This window comes from Arthrobacter sp. P1_B4 (genome assembly GCF_056406555.1).
The window spans coordinates 1-17573 of sequence record NZ_JBFTZW010000012.1; the positions used below are offsets into that span (position 1 = coordinate 1).

Genomic DNA, 17573 nt, shown 5'->3' on the forward strand with positions numbered 1-17573 from the left:
GTGACACACAAGCCGCTGCCGCTTCGACGACGGTAAAGGGTCGTCGCTGGAAAACGACCGGCAGCGGACGCGCGGTCTTCATGGCTTCATCAGACCAGTTCGGCGTCGACGCTGCAGAAGTTATCCACAACGCCCATCGACTGCTCCATAAGTGCCGTTATGGAGCCTCAAAAGGGCGACTACGGAGCAATCGACGGGGGTTGGCGGAGCAATCCGCGGGGTCAGTCGTCGCTGCGGAGCTCCCGTTGCCGTGCGCTGAGGAGTTCGAGTTCGGGCCGGGCCGCCACGAAGCGTTCGACGCCGGTCAGCACCTCCACGACGTGTGCCCGGTCTGCTGCCACCAGGCCGGCGCCCAACTGCGTGCGCCGGTGCTGCTCATGATCGCCGACCTCGGCCACGGAGACATCAAAGCGGCGCTTCAGCTCCGCCAGGAGCGGGCGCACCACAGAGCGCTTCTCCTTCAGGCTGTGAACGTCGCCCAGAAGGATGTCGAACTCAATCCAGCCGATCCACATGCCATAAGCCTATCCATTGCTCGCCACCGGCCCCCTCGCCGGGGTGAGACGGGGTTAGATGGTGAGCTCGCCCATCCGGTCCCAGCCGTCACCGTCGAGCTGCCGGCTGATGATCCGGGGCGTCTCGGCCAGGGCCTGAGGCATGTCCGCCATAGCCTGCTTGAAGTGGGCGCTGTTCACGTGGGCCCCGGCGGCGTCATCCTTGAAGGCCTCAACCAGGACGAATTCGTTGGGGTCCTCCACACTGCGGGACCAGTCGAACCACAGGTTGCCGGGCTCCTGGCGGGTGGCCTGGGTGAAATCGTTCACGAGTCCCAGCCAGCGCTCCGACCAATCCGGCTTGACCTTGAATTTGACGACGATGAAGATCATTTGTTGAAGCCTTTCATTGGTTTTCCGGAGGTTCCATTCTTCCAGAATGACAACGCCGGGCCACATGGCATTTGCCGCGTCAACAGGCCTTGATGGCCTCGCGGGCCAGTTCCTGCTGCCGCGGCGTGCCGATCCGGTCGGCCCACTGTTCGGCGAGCTGGAACTCCACCATCGCCTCGGTGCACCGGCCGGCGTCATGCAGCGTCCAGCCGAGGTTGTTGTGCAGCGAAACCACCCACCGTTTGGTCCGCTCATCGTGGACCGTGGAGGCGTACTCCAGCGCGCTTCTGGTCCAGGTCTCGGCGTGGGCGGAGTCGGCGATGGCGAGCATGTGCAGCGCGTCAACGGCCAGGAATTCCTCGACCAGGTAGTCAGCAAGTTCGGCCGCCTGTTCAAACAGCGGCACGGCCATCTCGGGGTGGCCGCTGGAATTGAGCACCCGGCCGCGTTCCAGTAGCACCCTGACGGCCACGGTGGGCTCGTCGGCATCGACCGCATCCAGCAGGGCGTCGGCTTCCTCGTAGCGGCCCTGTAGCCCGATGGCCCGTCCCAGCTGCGTGGTGAGCTCGGCACGTTCGTCGGCGTCGTAGCGTTCATCTGCGGCCGCCGCCCGGAACCGGGCTTCGGACCCGGCGGGGTCGTCGAAGTTCCACAATTGGTCAAGGGTTTTCTGTTCCAGCATCCTTCGGCTCCTGATCAGCTTTCACCTGCGGCCAGTTCGTGTGCACTCCCAATGTAGCGGGAAGTGACATGCCGTTGTGCCCGTCCCGTGAGGGCGCGGCCGGTCGCGTAGAACCAGTTGGACGGCCGGCTGAAGGCCGTGATTTTCAGGAACACCCGCCCGGCGGCGTCGATCTCCACTTCGAAGGCCTCCTCGCCCCGCACGGGATGACCGGGCAGTGTGCCGTACCCGAACCCGGCTCGTTGCGGCCCGTCGCCGGGCACGGGCCGGCGCACCCACACCACCTCGCAGGGCGCGTTGATCCGGAAGGGTCCGACGCCGAATCCGCTCACCACGCGCGCGCCGGGCACGACGGCGTCGGAGTCGGTGTGGACGCGCAGCCCGGAGCGTTTCTGCAGCTGCCAGGTCAGAATCCCCTGCGCCACCCTCCGGTACAGTGCCGGGCCGTCGCCGAGGTATGCCCGGGACACCAGGCAGGGAAAGCCCGCCGGCGCCTGGCCGTGCTCAGTGGAGCCAATGCCCGGATAGTTCAGCCCGTCCCGCGCCGGCACCGGGATCACCGCTCATGTGTCCTCGCCCCTGGCGAGTCCCGCCCAGCCCAGCTGTTCCCGCTGCTTCCGGCTGAACGAGGCGACCACCAGGTCGTACGAATCCTCCACCATGTCCCGGATCATGTCGTCCGGCAACGATCCGTCCAGCCGGACCCCGTTCCAGTGCGTCTTGTTCATATGCCAGGCGCCGGTGATTTCCGGATGGATGGCCCGCAGCTGTTCGGCCAGGGCCGGCTCGCATTTGAGGCTGACGGACCAGTCGGCCGGGTCCATGGCCGACGCCGCGAACATCTTGGCGTCCTGCCTCGTGCCGCCGGCTATCCGTGCCCGCACCTTGAAGACCGATGTCTCCGGCCCGAAGGGAAAGTCCTCAAACGCACCGGGGAAGCTCAGGCAGATCTCGCGGAGGGTGGCAACGTCCATGGCACGAGCCTATCCGGCTGCGGCCTGCCCGGCTGCGCGGGCTATCCGGCTGCGGCCTGCCTCACCCTGCCTGCGCGGCGGTGCGGGCGTCGCCGATGCTGTGCAGTCCTTCCGGAGTCGTGCCGTTGACTTCGTAGTCGCCCACGGTGCGGGCCTTGAACACGGCGGGGTTGTGGGTGGAAACGGTCCGGGCGTTGCGCCAGTGCCGGTCCAGCGATTTCGACTTCGACGTGGCGGATGCCCCGGTGATGTCGAAGAGCTGCTGGGCCGCGGACTGGACGAGTTCCGGCACCAGCAGCTGCGCCTTTTCCACCGCGATCTCGCCGCGGACGTAGCGTTGTTCCGGGGTGAGGTCCAGGTTCTGGTCCGCGCCGGCGTCGAGCTCCCGGGCGGCGGCCAGCACCACGGATTCCGCCGCGAAGACCTTGGCCGAGAGCTGGCCGACGAGCTGCAGGATCAGCGGGTCGTGGCGGAACAGTTCGCCGGAGCCGGTGTTGAAGGTGCGCTTGCGGTCGCGGACCAGCGCCCTCGCGTCGGCCAGCGCCGCCCGGCCGATGCCCGCCAGGACGGCGAGCAGGACCAGCTGGAAGAAGGCCGGCTCGTGCGTGGTGGATTCCGAACGCCGGATGATGTTGGTGTCCGGCACCACGGCGTCCCGGAAAATCGTGGTGCCGGTGCCGGTCAGCTGCTGGCCGAACCCGTCCCAGTCGTCGATTATTTCCACTCCGGGCTGGGTGGTGCTGACCACGGCGTACTGGCGGCCCTCCACGCCTTCGGTGCTGGCCATGACGGCAATCCACTCGGCGAAGATGGTGCCGGTGGTGTAGTACTTCCTGCCGTTCAGGAGCCAGTCCCCGCCGTGGCGCGTCAGCTTGGTTCCGGTGGTGCCGAGGACATTGCCGGATTTCTCCGTGGCGGCGTTTCCAAAGATCTCGCCGGCCACCACTTTCGGGTACCAGCGGTTCCGGAAGCCCTCGGATTCCAGGCCGACGGTTTCCACGAACGCGAAGTGCGAGCGGTAGAGGTGGGCCACGGAGGAATCCGCCTCGGCGAGTTCGATGAGCAGCCGGAAGAAGGGCTCGAAGCCGATGCCGTCGCCGCCGTGTTCCGTGGGCACCCGCAGCCGGCCGAAGCCTTCCTCGTTCAGCCAGCGGACCTGTTCGAAGGGCAGGACCCGGTCCTGTTCGCGGGCCAGCGCGCCCTCCGCGATCCGGGCAAAGACGGGCCGGAAACGCCGCGCCAACCTCTCGTAGGCGGCTTCGGCCGACGGCGCCTCGATGTAGGCGGCTGCGGCCGATGGTGCTGGTGGTGCCGAGTGTGCTKCGGGGGCTGTGGTCTCTGCTGCGTAGGACATGCGTTCCCTTGGTTGCTGTTGGCCGGGCTAGAGCTTGGCGGCGTCGGCGGCGGGGTCCTGGTCCCAGGGGGTGGGCAGGATGCCCTTCTGGTAGCTGGCAAACCAGGCTTTGACCTCCGGGGACTGGAAGGCGGCCTTGAGGGCCGCGGCCTTCTCCGACCCGGCAAAATCCTTCCGCCCGGCAACCACGATCCGGAACGGGACCTGGTCCGCATCCGTTTCGAAGGCCAGTGCGTCGTCCTTGCTGTGCCCGGCATCGGCGGCCATCCGGGCGACCAGGAAGCCGGCGTCGACATCGGGAAGGGTCTTGGCGAGGGACTGCTGGTCCACTTCCACGAACTGCAGCTTCTTCGGGTTGGCCGTGATGTTCTTTTGCGAGGTGTGGATCACGGTGGCGTCCGACAGCTCCAGCAGGCCGGCGTCGCGCAGCATGAACAGGGCACGGCCGTTGTTCGCCGGGTCCACGGGAATGCCGATCTTGGCGCCGTCCGGGAGCTCGTTCAGGGACTTGTACTTGTCAGACCAGATGCCGCCCGGGGCGCTGTAGACGTAGAACAGTCCCACGTTCTCCAGGCCCTTGTCCTGGTTGAACTGTTTCAGGTAGGCGTTGTGCTGGAAGAAGTTGGCGTCGAATTCGCCGTTGGCCACGGCCAGGTTGGGCTGGATGATGTCCGTGACGTACGTGGGCTCCAGAGTCCAGCCCTGGGCCGCGAGCAGTTTCTGGGCCAGCTTGGTCGGTTCCTGGTACGGGGCGGACTCGGTGACGATAATCTTGATCGTCTTGCCGCCGCTGGCGCCGGCACCGCCGGGGTTGGTGAGGCCGCAGCCGGTCAGTGCCGCGGCGGAGACTGCGCCGGCGCCGGCGAGGGCATATTTGAGGAAATTTCTACGCTGCATGGTCTTGGTCCTTTGTGGTGATTCGCGCTGAGCTATGACTGGGCGGTAACGCTGGCGGGCTGGTTTTCGGCCGCCGCGGAGAATTCGGTGAAGGCTCCCCGGAAGGCCGCGGCGGGGTGGCGTCCGTTGAGCCGCGGCCCGGCGCCGAAGAGCTTCTCGCGCAGGGTTCCCGGCGCGTAGCCCGTCTGGACGAGGCCTCGGCTGCGCAGTTCCGGCAGCACCCCGTCGATGAAGTCGGTGTAGGAGCCGGGGATGGTCTGGTTGATGATGTTGATGCCGTCGATTCCGGCGTCCTGCCACTGCTCGAGACGGTCGGCAATCTGGTCCGGCGTTCCCACCACCCGGTTGGCCCGGCTGCGGTAGAGCGCAATGTCGCGGAGGGTGGGGTTGCCGCCGCGGACGGAGGCGCGGATGGCCGTGAGATGTCCCTGGCTGCCTTCCGTTTCAAGGTCCCCGAGCGGGGTGTCCAGCGGCAGGCCGCCGAGGTCGACGCCGAACCCGCCGCCCACGTGGGCCAGCAGGGCCTCAATGTCCAGGCTGTCCTCGAGCTCATCGGCCTTGCGGTGCGCCTCGGCTTCGGTGCCGCCCACCACGAAGTGCATGCCCTGGAGGAACTTCACGTCATCCGGATGGCGGCCGGCGGCAACGGCCTGTTCCCGGACTGCCGCGGTGTACTTCGCGGCCACCTCGGTGCTCGGCGCGAGGGTGAAGGTGGCCTCGGCGTTGGCGGCGCAGAACTGCTGGCCGCGGCCGGAGCTCCCGGCCTGGAAAAGCACCGGGGTGCGTTGCGGCGAAGGGGCCGCGAGGTGGGGTCCGTCGATCGAGTACCGGGGTCCGCGGTGGTAGATCTTGCTGACTTTCTCCGGGTCCGCGTGGACTCCGGTCGCCTTGTCCCGGAGCAGCGCGTCGTCCTCCCAGGATCCTTCCCACAATTTGTAGGCGGCCTCGACGTATTCGTCCGCCCAGTCGTAGCGTTCGTCATGCCTGGTCAGCTCGGTGGCGTTGAAGTTCCGGTGCGCGTTTTCCAGCACGCTGGTGACGATGTTCCAGGCCACCCGGCCGTCGCTGATGTGATCCAGGGTGGACATCTGCCGGGCGAACTGGAACGGGTGGCTCTGAATCACCGACGACGTCGCGGCCAGTCCGATCTCCCGCGTTCCGGTCGCGAGCGCGGAGAGCAGGATAAGGGGGTCGTTGGACGGCACCTGCAGGCCCTTTTTCAGCAGCGATGCCCACCCGCCGTCGTAGTCGCCGTAGAGACCGACGACGTCGGCGAAGAAGATCGCGTCAAACTTGGCGTCTTCGAGCTGGCGGGCCAGGTCGATCCAGAGCTGGAGTTCGTTGAACCGGTGCTGCTGGGCTTCCGGGCGCCGCCACTGGCCGCCCATGATGTGGCTGGACGTGTTCATCACGAAGGCGCTGATCAGCAGGCGGGGGCGGGGTCCGTCGAAACGGGTACTGGGTGTTGAAGTCATGGGGTGCTTTCCGCTGTGGGAGGTGGGACGATGGTGCTGCCGGCGCTCAGAGGCGCTTGTCCAGGCGCCGGGCAACATAGGATCCGCCCAGCTGAACGATGGTGACCAGCAGGATCATCAGGACTATGGCGGTGATCATGAGCGGTGTCTCGTAGCGGTAATAGCCGTACCGGATGGCGAAGTCGCCGATTCCGCCGCCGCCCACCAGGCCGGCCATCGCCGAGTAGGAGATGAAGCTGACGGTCATGATGGTGATGGAGCTGACGAGTCCGGGCTTCGCCTCCACAATCAGGACGTCCCGGACGATCTGGGACCGGCTGGCGCCCATGGACCGTGCCGCTTCGACCACTCCGCCGCCGAGCTGGCTCAGGTTCTGTTCCACGAAGCGGGCGAAATACGGAATGGCGTTGAGGGTCAGCGGGACAATGACGGCGGCCGTGCCGATGGTCGTGCCGACAATGAACCTAGTCACGGGAATGATTGCGATCAGCAGGATCAGGAACGGGAACGAGCGGAGCAGGTTGACCAGCCCGTCCAGGACCCGGTGCAGCTTTGGCCTGTGCTTGAGCCCGTTGGGACCGATGGTGTAGAGCAGGACACCCAGCGGTGTCCCGAGCAGCACCGCCAGCGGGATGGCCACCAGCAGCATGGTGAGGGTCTGCCCCATGGCGACGCCGATTTCGGGCAGGACTTCCAGGATGCGGTCAAACATTGATCAGGCCCTCCGACGCGGCTGTGGTGTGGGCGCCCCTCCCGGAGCGGTCCAGCTGGATCTCATCGGAGACCAGGTAGCGGCCGATCGACGTCGCCGGGTGGAAGCCGGGGCGTTGGAGTTCGGCGAGGTCGAACTGCTCCACGACCCGGCCTTCTTCCATGACCGCGACGTTGTCCGCGATGGCCTTGATGACATTCATCTCGTGGGTGACCACCACGATTGTGATGCCGAATTCGGCGTTGACGTCGGCCAGGTACTGCAGGACCGATGACGTCGTCCGGGGATCCACGGCCGACGTCGGCTCGTCGCAGAGCAGCACTTTGGGCCCGGTGGCGAGGGCGCGGGCGATCGCCACCCGCTGTTTCTGGCCCCCGGAGAGTTTGGCCGGATACGTTCCCGCTTTGTCGGCGAGGTCCACGATTTCCAGGGTTTCGGCGGCCCGCCGCCGGCGTTCCGCCTTCCCCACGCCGGCGAACTTCAGGGACAGCTCCACATTTTCCTGGGCTGTGAGGTTGTTGAGGAGATTGAAGTGCTGGAAAATCATGCCGATGTCGTGCCGCTTGGTCCGCAGCTCGGCGTCGGACAGGGTCACCAGGTCCACGCCGTCCACCAGGACGCGGCCCGACGTCGGGCGCTCGAGGAGGTTGATGTTGCGCAGCAGCGTGGATTTGCCGGCGCCGGAGAACCCGATGATGCCCTGGATGGTGCCCCGCCTGATGTGCAGGCTGACGTCATCGACGGCCGTGAAAGGTCCCGCGGCCGAGGCGAATGACGTGCTGACGTTCTGGATCTCGATCACAGGCCCCCACCTGCTCGGGGCCGCGGCGCTGCCGCTGTCTGCGTGTTCATGATTTCCTCCGGGCTCGCCCGAGGAAAGCCCTGGGTCCTGGCTTCCGGGCAGCGCTGAGCGAAGCCGGGGAGCCTCAGAACACAGTGGTTCTCCATCGGTCCTGGCGGTAGCACCGTCCTCAAAGGAGGGGGTTGCTGCGGCGTCACGGAGCCAGATCTCTCAGCCGCTCGGGATGGTTACGAGTCCATCTCACACGGCATGAGGCCGGATACGGAAAAAGCCGGTCACATTTTGTAACCGACTCTTCCCGATCTGTTGATCGTCATTCCCGGGCCGTCAGATGCCCACGCGCCAGCCTTCGCGGGCGGGGCACGCGTTCACGACGACGTCCAGCCCGGCGGCCTTCGCGCGGTCCGTCGCGGCGTCATCGAAGACGCCCAGCTGCAGCCAGACGGCCTTGGCACCTACCGCGATGGCCTCGTCTATGACTGCGCCCACCCTGTGGGAGTTGACGAAGCAGTCCACGACGTCGATCGGGTGCTTCTCCGCCGGGATGTCAGTCAGGGAACGGTACCCCTTCTCGCCGTGGACGTCGTCGCCGGGCAGGTTGACCGGGATGATTTCCATGCCCATCCGGTCCCGGACATAGAGGGAGACCTCATACGCCGAGCGCCATTCGTTGGTGGTGAGGCCGACCACCGCCCACGTGCCTTTGGTTCGCATGAGGCGGTCAATGACTGCCGGATCGTTAACATGGGCCATGCATCAACCATACTCCTGCGACCTTTCCGGACAATTGTCGAATAAATGAATGATTTGGGCCGGACGCATGCCGGGTGAACGAATATTACGGCGCTCCCGCACGCCGATTTTGCGGAATCGTGCATCTGAAGTTCTAGTAGGTAGTGACCATCCCGAGCGGCCGAGAGACCTGGATCGATGACGCCGCAGCAACCCCCCGGTGACGTGAGACGACCATTCCCACGCAACCGCTCCGCCCTCCTTCGGTGATATTCGAGGGCGCCGGAGCAACCAAGGGGTGCTACTGCCAGGACCGATGGAGTGCAGCAATGACCCCTGAGAATTCTTCCGCTCTGCCCACCTTTGCCCGGACTGCGTCCGAGGCATTCCCACAAACCACTTCGGACGCGACGGCGAACGAAGCAGGGCTGCGTGACGCGCCCGGCTCCTCTCGCGGCTCTTCGGGATGGTCCCTGAACGAGCCCACGGACGGCGCAGTGCACGGCGTCCCCGCCGACGGGCCGGCGCGTCACCGCAGCACCACCTCCGGAGACCACCCTCCCCGGCACGGCGCCGCCGCGACCGCGGGTACTGTCCAGGCAGAGACGGTTGCGTTCTGGGAAACCCAGGCTCTCCGCCTCGACTGGGCGGACCTGCCTGGCGGCGCAACGGAGCAAACCAAGCCCTGGCACACCGCGCACCGCCGGGTCCCTGCCGACGTCGTGGCCGGCACCGGACCGCAGATCACCTGGTTCGAAGGGGGCAGGCTCAATGTCGCCTACAACTGCGTCGACCGCCACGTAGCGGCGGGGCGTGGAGACAAGGTGGCCCTGCACTTTGAGGGCGAGCCCGGCGACCGCCGCGCCGTCACCTACGCCGAACTCCAGCGCGAGGTTTCCAAAGCCGCCAATGCCCTCCTGGATCTCGGTATCACCAAGGGCGACCGGGTGGTCATCTACCTCCCCGTCATCCCCGAAACCGTGATCATCACCCTCGCAGTGGCCCGGATCGGCGCGATCCATTCCTTGGTCTTCGGCGGGTTCTCCGCCGAGGCCCTGAAGTTCCGGGTGGAGGACACCGGCGCCAAGCTCCTGGTCACCACCGACGGCCAGTTCCGCCGCGGCACCGCCGTGCCGGTCAAGGACAACGCGGACGCCGCCGTCGCCGGCGACAACGCCATCGAACACGTCCTGGTGGTCAACCGGACCACTCCCGCGGACGAGCTGGACACCGTCCCGATGACCGCCGGCCGCGACGTGTGGTGGCACGACGCCGTCGGGCGGGCCTCCGAAACTCACGAAGCCGAGGCGTTCGACGCCGAGACGCCGCTGTTCATCATGTACACCTCCGGCACCACCGGCAAGCCCAAGGGCCTGGTCCACACCTCCGGCGGGTACCTCACACAGGCGTCATGGAGCTTCGAGCACCTGTTCAGCAACCCCGACCCTGCGCTGCGGGAGAAGGACGTGCACTGGTGCACGGCCGACCTCGCCTGGGTCACCGCGCACACCTACGAGCTCTACGGCCCGCTCTCCAACGGCGCCACGCAGGTCATCTTCGAGGGCACGCCCAACACCCCGCACCCGGGCCGGCACTTTGAGATCATCGAACGGTACGGGGTCACGCAGTATTACACCGCGCCCACCCTGGTCCGCTCCCTCATGGGCTGGTTCCCGGACGGCGTCCCGGACACGTACGACCTCTCCTCCATCCGTCTCCTCGGCACGGTGGGCGAGGCCATCAACCCCGAGGCCTGGCGCTGGTTCCGGACCAATATCGGCGCCGGCACCGCCCCCGTGGTGGACACGTGGTGGCAGTCCGAAACCGGCGCCACCATCCTCTCCCCGGCACCGACGGACGCCGCGTTCAAGCCCGGCTGCGCGGCCCGCCCGCTGCCCGGCGTCAGCACGCGCATCGTGGACGACGCCGGCAATACGGTGCCGCCCGGCGTCCAGGGTTTCATCGTGGTGGACTCCCCCGGCCCGGCGATCGCCCGGACGGTCTGGGGCAACCCGCGCCGCTACTTCGATTCGTACTGGCGCCAATACGCCGAGCAGGGCTGGTTCCTCGCCGGTGACGGCGCCAAGTATGACGACGACGGCGACATCTGGATCCTCGGGCGGGTGGACGACACCCTCAACGTCTCCGGACACCTGCTCTCCACCATCGAGGTCGAATCGGCGCTCGTCACCCACCCGGACGTGGTGGAGGCCGGCGTCTGCCCGGTCGCGGACCCGAAGACCGGCCACGCGATCGTCGCGTTCGTGGTGCTGAAGGATTCGGCGGCCACCCCCGACATCCAGGGTGTGCTGAAGGCGCACGTCGCGAAGCAGATCGGGCCGATCGCCAAGCCGCGGGACGTCGTCGTCGTTCCCGACGTGCCGAAAACCCGCAGCGGCAAGATCATGCGCCGGCTGCTGACCCAGCTGTTCGAAGGCACAACGCTCGGCGACACCACCTCGCTGCAGAACGAACCATCCATCGCGGGCATCCAGGATGTGCTGCGCGACCGCGCCGCGGAATTCCTGGCAACAGCAAGCCCCACCCGGAAGTAAAGGAACACCCATGACTGAGATCAGCAACGTCGCCCGTCTTTCCGAACCGCTCAAGTTCGCCTACTGGGTCCCCAACGTCTCCGGCGGCCTGGTGGTGTCCACCATCGAACAGCGCACCGGCTGGGACTTCGATTACAACAAGAAGCTGGCCAGGATCGCGGAGAACTCCGGCTTCGAATACGCCCTGACCCAGACCCGGTACGCCGCCTCCTACGGCGCGGACAAGCAGCACGAGGCCACCTCGTTCAGCCTGGCGCTGCTGGCCGCCACCGAGCGCCTCAAGGTGATCTCCGCCGTCCATCCGGGCATGTGGCACCCCGGCGTGCTGGCGAAGTACATCATCACCGCGGACCACATCTCCAACGGCCGCGCCGCCGTAAACATCGTCTCCGGCTGGCTCAAGGACGAATTCACCAACTTCGGCCTCGAATGGCTCGAACACGACGAGCGCTACGTCCGCACCGAGGAATTCATCAAGGTCCTCCGCGGGCTCTGGACCGAGCAGGACTACAGCCAGTCCGGCAAGTACTACAACATCACCGACTTCACCCTGAACCCGGCACCGGTGGACGTGCCGGGCCGGGCGCACCCGGAGATCTTCTTCGGCGGCAACTCCACGGCCGCGCAGGCCACCGCCGGACGGGTGGCTGACTGGTACTTCTCCAACGGCAAGGACCTCGACGGGTTCAAGGAGAACATCGCCGGTGTGGTGGCGGCGTCAGGTGCCGCCGGTCGCGGCCCGGAAGGTGCCCTCCCCTCCCCCAAGTTTGGCCTGAACGGCTTCGTGATCGCCCGGGATTCCGAGAAAGAAGCCCGCGACACCCTCCGCGAGATCGTCGAGAAGGCGCACAAGCCCGCCGTGGAGGGGTTCCGCGCCGCCGTCCAGGAAGCCGGGGCGTCCACCAAGGACGGCAAGGGCATGTGGGCCGACTCGAGCTTCGAGGACCTGGTTCAGTACAACGACGGCTTCAAGACGCAGCTGATCGGCACCCCGGAGCAGATCGCCGAGCGGATCGTGGCGTACAAGAAGATCGGCGTGAACCTGTTCCTGACCGGCTACCTGCACTTCCAGGAGGAAGTCGCCGCGTTCGGCCAGGACATCCTGCCCATCGTCCGCGAACTCGAGGCCGACCTCGCCCGGAAGAACGGCACCGAACTGGACCTGTCCCGGACCCCGGCGGCAAACGCCGGCACTACCAGCAAGCTGGTGAACGCGTAATGGCTGACCGCAAGTTCGGATTCCGCACCCGTGCGCTGCACGCCGGCGGCACCCCCGACGCCGAGCACGGCGCCCGCGCCGTGCCGATCTACCAGACCACCTCCTTCGTGTTCAAGGACACCCAGGACGCCGCGAACCTCTTCGCGCTGCAGAAATACGGCAACATCTATTCCCGGATCGGCAACCCCACCGTGGCCGCGTTCGAGGAGCGCATCGCCTCCCTGGAGGGCGGAATCGGCGCCGTGGCGACGTCGTCGGGCATGGCGGCGGAGTTCATCACCTTTGCCGCGCTGACCCAGGCCGGGGACCACATCGTGGCCGCCTCCCAGCTCTACGGCGGCACGGTGACCCAGCTGGACGTCACGCTGCGCCGCTTCGGCGTGGACACCACATTCGTCGCCGGCACCGACCCGGCGGACTACGCCGCCGCAGTCCGGGAAAACACGAAGGCGATCTTCGTGGAAGTGGTGGCCAACCCGTCCTCGGAAGTCCAGGACCTTGCGGCACTCGCGAAGGTGGCGCACGACGCCGGCGTCCCGCTCGTCGTCGACGCCACCTTGAGCACGCCCTACCTCGTGCGGCCGATCGAGCACGGGGCGGACATCGTGATCCACTCCGCCACCAAGTTCCTCGGCGGCCACGGCACCACCCTCGGCGGCGTGATCGTCGAAAGCGGCCGCTTCGACTGGGGCAACGGCAACTTCCCGACCATGACCGAGCCCGTGGCCTCCTACGGCAACGTCTCCTGGTGGGGGAACTTCGGCGAGTACGGGTTCCTCACCAAGCTGCGCTGCGAACAGCTGCGCGACATCGGACCCGCACTGTCCCCGCAGTCGGCGTTCCAGCTGCTGCAGGGCGTGGAAACGCTCCCCCAGCGCCTCGACGAGCACCTGAAGAACGCCCAGGCTGTGGCCGAATGGCTGGAAGCGGACGAGCGCGTGGCGTACGTGAACTTCTCCGGCCTGCCCTCGCACCCGCACTTCGAGCGGGCGCAGAAGTACCTGCCGCTGGGTCCGGGCTCGGTGTTCTCCTTCGGCGTCAAGGGCGGCCGGGCCGCGGGGCAGAAGTTCATCGAGTCCCTGCAGCTGGCCTCGCACCTGGCCAATGTGGGCGACTCCCGGACCCTGGTCATCCACCCCGGGTCCACCACCCACCAGCAACTGAGCCCCGAACAGCTCGAGTCGGCAGGTGTCCCCGAGGACCTTGTCCGCATCTCCGTGGGCCTCGAGGACATCGATGACATCCTCTGGGACCTGGACCAGGCGCTGGACGCCGCCTCGGAAGCAGCAGCCCCGGATGCATCCCCAGAGGCTGAAGCCTGCACGATCGGAGCGAACTGATGAGTGTTGAAGAACGGACCTGGACCGGCCCCTCGGCGCCGGAGCGCCTGAACCTGCTGCGGCAGGCGAAGTCGATCGCGATTGTGGGCGCTTCCGACAAGCCTTCGCGCGCGAGCTATTTCGTGGCCACCTATCTACAGTCCTCCACCCGGTACAAGGTCTATTTCGTGAACCCGGTGGTGAAGGAAATCCTGGGTCAGCCGACGTATGCGTCGCTCGCGGACCTGCCGGAAAGCCCGGACATTGTGGACGTGTTCCGCCAGCACGGCGACTTGCCCGGCGTCCTGGACGAGGCCATTGCCGCCGGCGCCAAGACCCTCTGGCTGCAACTGGGCTCCTGGCACGAGGACGTTGCCAAGGAGGCCGAGGCCGCCGGACTCGACGTCGTGATGGACCGCTGCGTGAAGATCGAGCATGCCCGGTTCCACGGCGGCCTGCACCTGGCCGGATTCAACACCGGCGTCATCTCTTCGAAGCGGCAGGTCCTGGCCTAACTCCAGCCGCCGCCAACCCACCTGCCACTCAACCCGTTGCGCTATCACTTTGGGTCATTCTGAGCGTTCAGAACCGCCCTAAGTGATAGCGCAACCGGGTTAACAAAGGAATTTAAGGGCGGCTTATGGCTGGCCGGGGGCCTTGGTCGGAACGACGCCCGGCAGGGTTGGCGTGATGTGGCCCGGAACGCGCGGCAGATCCTTGCCTGCGTTTCCGCCGCCGCCCGGAAGGTCGGGTGATCCGGGCAGCCCCGGCGCCCCGGGCCGCTGCCCGGGGGTCGGCAGGATGCCGTCGCGGCCGACAGCGGGAGGCGTGGCGGGGAGCGCGTGTCCGGCCGCCGGGGTGCTGGAGGTGGTGGGCGTCGATGCTCCGGACGGGTCAGCACCCGGCGTTCCGGGCGTGCCGTGACCCGGCGTCGCGGCGGGCGCGGGAAGGGCCGGGACTGAGGACGGCGACGGCTGGACATGCTCGGGGGCCGGTGTACCGTGGCCCGGAGTCTGGAAGATGACCCCGACGGTGTGGCTGACGCTGTGCCGGAAGTCCTCGCTGGATGCCGCCACGGCGCCGGCACCAAGGGTCATGGCACCCACGACGGCGCCACCGACGATTGCCAGCCGGCGCTTCCGGCCGCGGCGCTCGGCCAGGCTGGTGACCCCGGCCGGCAGCGATTCATCGGCGTCATTCTTCGCGGACGCGACGGTGGGCAGCGCCGTCGTCGTGGCTGCGTCAGGGACGGCGGCAACACCGGCTGCTCCGGCTGTCCCGGCCGCGAGCAGGGCCGCGAGGTCGGCGCGGGGCGCGGGAGCCGCATCCGGGACCACAGCGCGGAGCTGTTCCAGCGCGCTCCGAAGCTCGGCCTCGGATTCGAGGCCGGAGTCGCCCAGCATCGCCTGGATGGTGCCATCCTGCTGGGGGTCGCGGGTGCCGGTCATGATGCTGCGTGGTCCTTTTCGGTTACGAGCTCGCGCAGGGCACTGAGCCCGCGGCGCTGAAGCTGCTTGATGGCACCCGGCGTCTTGTCCATGATGCCGGCCACCTGTTCGATGGAAAGGTCCGCGACGATCCGCAGGACCAGAACTTCGCGCTGCTCCTCATTGAGCCTCGCGAGAGTGTCCGAGATACCGCCCAGAGATCCGAGCACTTCGTCCTCGGCGGATGCCGAGTACCTGGCGTCGTTCAGGGGATCGTATTCGGCCAAATGCGGAGTGCGTTCTGCCCGCCGCCTGTAGTCGACCAGCCGCGCGTGGGCGACGGAGAAAATGAAGGTCCTTAGACCTGCGTGGCCGCCGCTGACGCCGGCCAGCTTTGGCAGGACGTCCACGAACACATCCTGGGTCAGGGCCTCGGCGTCGTCCACGCCCCGGGCCCGGAAGTAGCCCAACACGGCCGGGGAAATAACCGTGTACACCGCGCTGAAACCTGAAGGGTCACCAGCTAAGGCGGCTGACAATTCGTCATCGCTTAGCTGCTGTGCCAAGAGGCTGTCCTTCCGTTACTGCTGGGGTGCGGCCCCCGCAAGTCTAGCGGCCGCACCCCTGAGCCCTCCAAAGTAAGGGCTCCCTCCTTGCTTTCAGACCCATGCCGGGTCCAGGCCAAACAGCCGGAATTTACTTGTCGTGCTGGGGCAGCTCGACGGACGGCTGGGCCGGAACAGCCGGGGTTGCCGGAATAGCAGGGGTTGCCGGAACGCCCTTGGCACCGGGCACGGCCGGTGTCGCCGGGGTCGCCGGAACTGCGGCGTGGATGTTGGCGTTGGCGCGTGCCTCACCGGCAGCACCCTTGACGCTGGCGTCGCCCTTGACGGTGGCTCCGTCCTTTGCGTCGGCGGAGCCGTCGACGGCACCTTCGGTGCCGTCCACGTCGGCTTCGGCGTCGCCCTTGGCCTTGCCGTCAGTCGACGGCGCGGCCGGAACTGCGGGGACGGCCGGCTTTGCCGGGAGCGCAGGCGTGGCCGGGACAGCCGGTGTGGCGGGCGTAGCGTGGCTCACTTCAGCCTGCTCGGTGCTGGACATCTGAGCGGCATTGGCCAGTCCGATGCCGGAGAAACCTCCGACTGCCAGAATGGCGGCGCCGACAGCGATCTTGGTGGTCTTGCTAACACTCTTCATTACAGACGTACATCCTTTGTTTTTTTGGTTTGAAGGCGGGCTGAGGCCTCACGGGGGCAGTTGACAGCCCACTCTCGCCAGAAAAGGCTGGCCGGCGCCCATGGGGGCAGGCGCCGGCCGGCACTTACGGTGGAAGGCCAGCCGGTGTCTGGTGGGGGGTCCAAGACTCCGGAGGCGCTTACAAAGGAGTAATCGCTGGGCGGGCCCGAAAGGTTACGCACCAATCGGAAATTTTCTTGATTTCTTTTTGAGCCGGCGCTGCCGGGATTAACGACGACGGCGGCGGACCCCGCCAGGGAACCCGCCGCCGTGGTGCGCCGGGTCAGGAGCGGAAGAGTCCGCTGTAGGCGTTCAGGGCGATCTGGCCGCCGAGGTGGGCGTAGAGGACATTGCTGCCGGCCGGAATTTCCCGGCTTTTCACGAGGTCGATCAGCCCGGCGAGGGACTTTCCCTCGTAGACGGGATCGGTGATCATGGCCTCGAGCGAGGCGCCCAGCCGAATGGCCTCCAGGGTGGAATCGACGGGAATCCCATAGAGGTCCCCGGCCCAGCCCTCCATGACGTTGATTTCCTCGTCCCGGAGTTCCCTGCCCAGGCCGATCAGCTCGGCGGTGTTCCGGGCGATGCGTTCCACCTGGTCACGGGTCTTCGCCAGAGTTGCCGACGCGTCGATGCCGATCACGCGGCGCGGTTTGTCCTGGCCGGCAAAACCCGCGATCATCCCGGCGTGGGTGGAGCCCGTGACGGTGCAGACGACAATCGTCTCGAAAAAGATGCCGAGCTCGCGCTCCTGCTCTTCCACCTCGTAGGCCCAGTTGGCGAAGCCCAGACCGCCCAGCCTGTGGTCGGACCCGCCGGCCGGGATCGCGTAGGGCGTGCCGCCGGCGGCCCTGACCTCTTCGATGGCGGTCTCCCAGCTGCTGCGGATGCCGATGTCGAAGCCCGCACTGTCCAGCCGCACGTCGGCGCCCATGATCCGCGAGAGCAGGATGTTGCCTACCCGGTCGGACAACGGATCGGGCCAGTCGACCCAGTTTTCCTGAACCAGGCGTGCTTTGAGGCCGAGTTTCGCCGCCACCGCCGCGACCTGGCGGGTGTGGTTGGACTGGTAGCCGCCAATCGAGACGAGGGTGTCCGCGCCCTGTGCCAGGGCCTCCGGGACGAAGTACTCCAGCTTGCGCGTCTTGTTGCCGCCAAACGCGAGGCCGCTGTTGACGTCCTCGCGTTTCGCCCAGATCTGCGCCCCGCCCAGGTGTGCGCTGAGCCGCGGCAGCGGATGGATAGGGCTCGGGCCAAACATCAGGGGGTAGCGTTCGAAATCGGTGATGGCCATCGTCGGTC

At 67.0% G+C, this 17573-nt stretch carries 19 protein-coding genes and 1 riboswitch; of the genes, 4 read left to right on the forward strand and 15 right to left on the reverse strand.

Translation table 11 applies throughout. The features are described 5' to 3' along the window. Positions 1-221: 221 nt before the first annotated feature. From AC1D1W_RS07440 to AC1D1W_RS07490, 11 genes are all read right to left on the reverse strand, one after another. Complete coding sequence (locus AC1D1W_RS07440) at positions 222-515, reverse strand: DUF503 domain-containing protein (protein WP_028277999.1); 294 nt, start codon at positions 513-515, stop codon at positions 222-224. A gap of 54 nt (positions 516-569) precedes the next feature. Continuing rightward, positions 570-887, reverse strand: a complete 318-nt coding sequence (locus AC1D1W_RS07445) for a putative quinol monooxygenase (RefSeq protein WP_079555298.1) — start codon at positions 885-887, stop codon at positions 570-572. 79 nt (positions 888-966) lie between these two features. Next, positions 967-1569 carry a tetratricopeptide repeat protein gene (locus AC1D1W_RS07450; RefSeq protein WP_243181450.1) on the reverse strand — a complete coding sequence of 201 codons (603 nt, stop codon included), beginning with the start codon at positions 1567-1569 and terminating at the stop codon, positions 967-969. A 14-nt stretch (positions 1570-1583) separates the two neighbouring features. Continuing rightward, a complete protein-coding gene (locus AC1D1W_RS07455; RefSeq protein ID WP_476943338.1) occupies positions 1584-2129 on the reverse strand; it encodes a DUF1990 family protein in 546 nt (181 codons plus the stop codon). 3 nt (positions 2130-2132) lie between these two features. Further along, on the reverse strand, positions 2133-2543 hold the full coding sequence (locus AC1D1W_RS07460) for an MmcQ/YjbR family DNA-binding protein (protein WP_028277995.1): 411 nt from the start codon (positions 2541-2543) through the stop codon (positions 2133-2135). A gap of 61 nt (positions 2544-2604) precedes the next feature. Beyond that, positions 2605-3897 carry an acyl-CoA dehydrogenase family protein gene (locus AC1D1W_RS07465; RefSeq protein WP_476943339.1) on the reverse strand — a complete coding sequence of 431 codons (1293 nt, stop codon included), beginning with the start codon at positions 3895-3897 and terminating at the stop codon, positions 2605-2607. A gap of 27 nt (positions 3898-3924) precedes the next feature. Then, the gene (locus AC1D1W_RS07470; protein WP_223914529.1) at positions 3925-4794 is read right to left on the reverse strand and encodes a MetQ/NlpA family ABC transporter substrate-binding protein; all 870 of its coding nucleotides are present in this window, start codon (positions 4792-4794) and stop codon (positions 3925-3927) included. A 32-nt stretch (positions 4795-4826) separates the two neighbouring features. Then, positions 4827-6269 (reverse strand): LLM class flavin-dependent oxidoreductase, encoded by a 1443-nt coding sequence (locus tag AC1D1W_RS07475; protein WP_476943340.1) that lies wholly within the window; start codon positions 6267-6269, stop codon positions 4827-4829. A gap of 46 nt (positions 6270-6315) precedes the next feature. Continuing rightward, complete coding sequence (locus AC1D1W_RS07480; RefSeq protein ID WP_018776122.1) at positions 6316-6981, reverse strand: methionine ABC transporter permease; 666 nt, start codon at positions 6979-6981, stop codon at positions 6316-6318. After that, complete coding sequence (locus tag AC1D1W_RS07485) at positions 6974-7783, reverse strand: methionine ABC transporter ATP-binding protein (protein ID WP_308197249.1); 810 nt, start codon at positions 7781-7783, stop codon at positions 6974-6976. The genes AC1D1W_RS07480 and AC1D1W_RS07485 overlap by 8 nt, the downstream gene beginning before the upstream one ends. A 139-nt stretch (positions 7784-7922) precedes the next feature. Continuing rightward, positions 7923-8013, reverse strand: a riboswitch (SAM riboswitch). A 97-nt stretch (positions 8014-8110) separates the two neighbouring features. Then, positions 8111-8536 (reverse strand): CoA-binding protein, encoded by a 426-nt coding sequence (locus AC1D1W_RS07490; protein ID WP_028277991.1) that lies wholly within the window; start codon positions 8534-8536, stop codon positions 8111-8113. Between the two features lie 308 nt (positions 8537-8844). Here AC1D1W_RS07490 and acs point away from each other — a divergent pair, with 308 nt between their 5' ends. From acs to AC1D1W_RS07510, 4 genes are read left to right on the forward strand one after another with little or no spacing between them, the layout of a single operon-like run. Next, positions 8845-11070, forward strand: coding sequence for an acetate--CoA ligase (gene acs, locus AC1D1W_RS07495; protein WP_476943341.1), 2226 nt, complete (start codon positions 8845-8847; stop codon positions 11068-11070). 10 nt (positions 11071-11080) lie between these two features. After that, positions 11081-12289 carry a dimethylsulfone monooxygenase SfnG gene (gene sfnG / locus AC1D1W_RS07500; RefSeq protein ID WP_476943342.1) on the forward strand — a complete coding sequence of 403 codons (1209 nt, stop codon included), beginning with the start codon at positions 11081-11083 and terminating at the stop codon, positions 12287-12289. After that, the gene (locus AC1D1W_RS07505) at positions 12289-13629 is read left to right on the forward strand and encodes an O-acetylhomoserine aminocarboxypropyltransferase/cysteine synthase family protein (RefSeq protein ID WP_476943343.1); all 1341 of its coding nucleotides are present in this window, start codon (positions 12289-12291) and stop codon (positions 13627-13629) included. The genes sfnG and AC1D1W_RS07505 overlap by 1 nt, the downstream gene beginning before the upstream one ends. Further along, a complete protein-coding gene (locus AC1D1W_RS07510; protein ID WP_476943344.1) occupies positions 13629-14123 on the forward strand; it encodes a CoA-binding protein in 495 nt (164 codons plus the stop codon). The genes AC1D1W_RS07505 and AC1D1W_RS07510 overlap by 1 nt, the downstream gene beginning before the upstream one ends. Before the next feature lie 123 nt (positions 14124-14246). On the opposite strand, the gene AC1D1W_RS07515 is transcribed toward AC1D1W_RS07510, so the two are convergent. The 4 genes from AC1D1W_RS07515 to AC1D1W_RS07530 all read right to left on the reverse strand — a co-directional run bounded on the left by AC1D1W_RS07515 (position 14247) and on the right by AC1D1W_RS07530 (position 17565). Continuing rightward, entirely contained in the window at positions 14247-15056 is an 810-nt protein-coding gene (locus tag AC1D1W_RS07515) for a hypothetical protein (protein WP_476943345.1), read from the reverse strand. Next, positions 15053-15601, reverse strand: coding sequence for an RNA polymerase sigma factor (locus AC1D1W_RS07520; RefSeq protein WP_028277422.1), 549 nt, complete (start codon positions 15599-15601; stop codon positions 15053-15055). Before AC1D1W_RS07520 ends, AC1D1W_RS07515 begins: the two co-directional genes overlap by 4 nt. A gap of 130 nt (positions 15602-15731) precedes the next feature. After that, the gene (locus AC1D1W_RS07525; RefSeq protein WP_476943346.1) at positions 15732-16232 is read right to left on the reverse strand and encodes a hypothetical protein; all 501 of its coding nucleotides are present in this window, start codon (positions 16230-16232) and stop codon (positions 15732-15734) included. Between the two features lie 322 nt (positions 16233-16554). Next, positions 16555-17565, reverse strand: a complete 1011-nt coding sequence (locus tag AC1D1W_RS07530) for a 1-aminocyclopropane-1-carboxylate deaminase (protein WP_476943347.1) — start codon at positions 17563-17565, stop codon at positions 16555-16557. Positions 17566-17573: the final 8 nt, after the last annotated feature.

Excerpts from the sequence above, each read along its gene's own strand:
- AC1D1W_RS07440 (WP_028277999.1), bottom strand. The coding sequence starts at position 515 with ATGTGGATCGGCTGGATTGAGTTCGACATCCTTCTGGGCGACGTTCAC.
- AC1D1W_RS07445 (WP_079555298.1), bottom strand. The coding sequence starts at position 887 with ATGATCTTCATCGTCGTCAAATTCAAGGTCAAGCCGGATTGGTCGGAG.
- AC1D1W_RS07450 (WP_243181450.1), bottom strand. The coding sequence starts at position 1,569 with ATGCTGGAACAGAAAACCCTTGACCAATTGTGGAACTTCGACGACCCC.
- AC1D1W_RS07460 (WP_028277995.1), bottom strand. The coding sequence starts at position 2,543 with ATGGACGTTGCCACCCTCCGCGAGATCTGCCTGAGCTTCCCCGGTGCG.
- AC1D1W_RS07470 (WP_223914529.1), bottom strand. The coding sequence starts at position 4,794 with ATGCAGCGTAGAAATTTCCTCAAATATGCCCTCGCCGGCGCCGGCGCA.
- AC1D1W_RS07475 (WP_476943340.1), bottom strand. The coding sequence starts at position 6,269 with ATGACTTCAACACCCAGTACCCGTTTCGACGGACCCCGCCCCCGCCTG.
- AC1D1W_RS07480 (WP_018776122.1), bottom strand. The coding sequence starts at position 6,981 with ATGTTTGACCGCATCCTGGAAGTCCTGCCCGAAATCGGCGTCGCCATG.
- AC1D1W_RS07490 (WP_028277991.1), bottom strand. The coding sequence starts at position 8,536 with ATGGCCCATGTTAACGATCCGGCAGTCATTGACCGCCTCATGCGAACC.
- acs (WP_476943341.1), top strand. The coding sequence starts at position 8,845 with ATGACCCCTGAGAATTCTTCCGCTCTGCCCACCTTTGCCCGGACTGCG.
- sfnG (WP_476943342.1), top strand. The coding sequence starts at position 11,081 with ATGACTGAGATCAGCAACGTCGCCCGTCTTTCCGAACCGCTCAAGTTC.
- AC1D1W_RS07505 (WP_476943343.1), top strand. The coding sequence starts at position 12,289 with ATGGCTGACCGCAAGTTCGGATTCCGCACCCGTGCGCTGCACGCCGGC.
- AC1D1W_RS07510 (WP_476943344.1), top strand. The coding sequence starts at position 13,629 with ATGAGTGTTGAAGAACGGACCTGGACCGGCCCCTCGGCGCCGGAGCGC.
- AC1D1W_RS07515 (WP_476943345.1), bottom strand. The coding sequence starts at position 15,056 with ATGACCGGCACCCGCGACCCCCAGCAGGATGGCACCATCCAGGCGATG.
- AC1D1W_RS07525 (WP_476943346.1), bottom strand. The coding sequence starts at position 16,232 with ATGAAGAGTGTTAGCAAGACCACCAAGATCGCTGTCGGCGCCGCCATT.
- AC1D1W_RS07530 (WP_476943347.1), bottom strand. The coding sequence starts at position 17,565 with ATGGCCATCACCGATTTCGAACGCTACCCCCTGATGTTTGGCCCGAGC.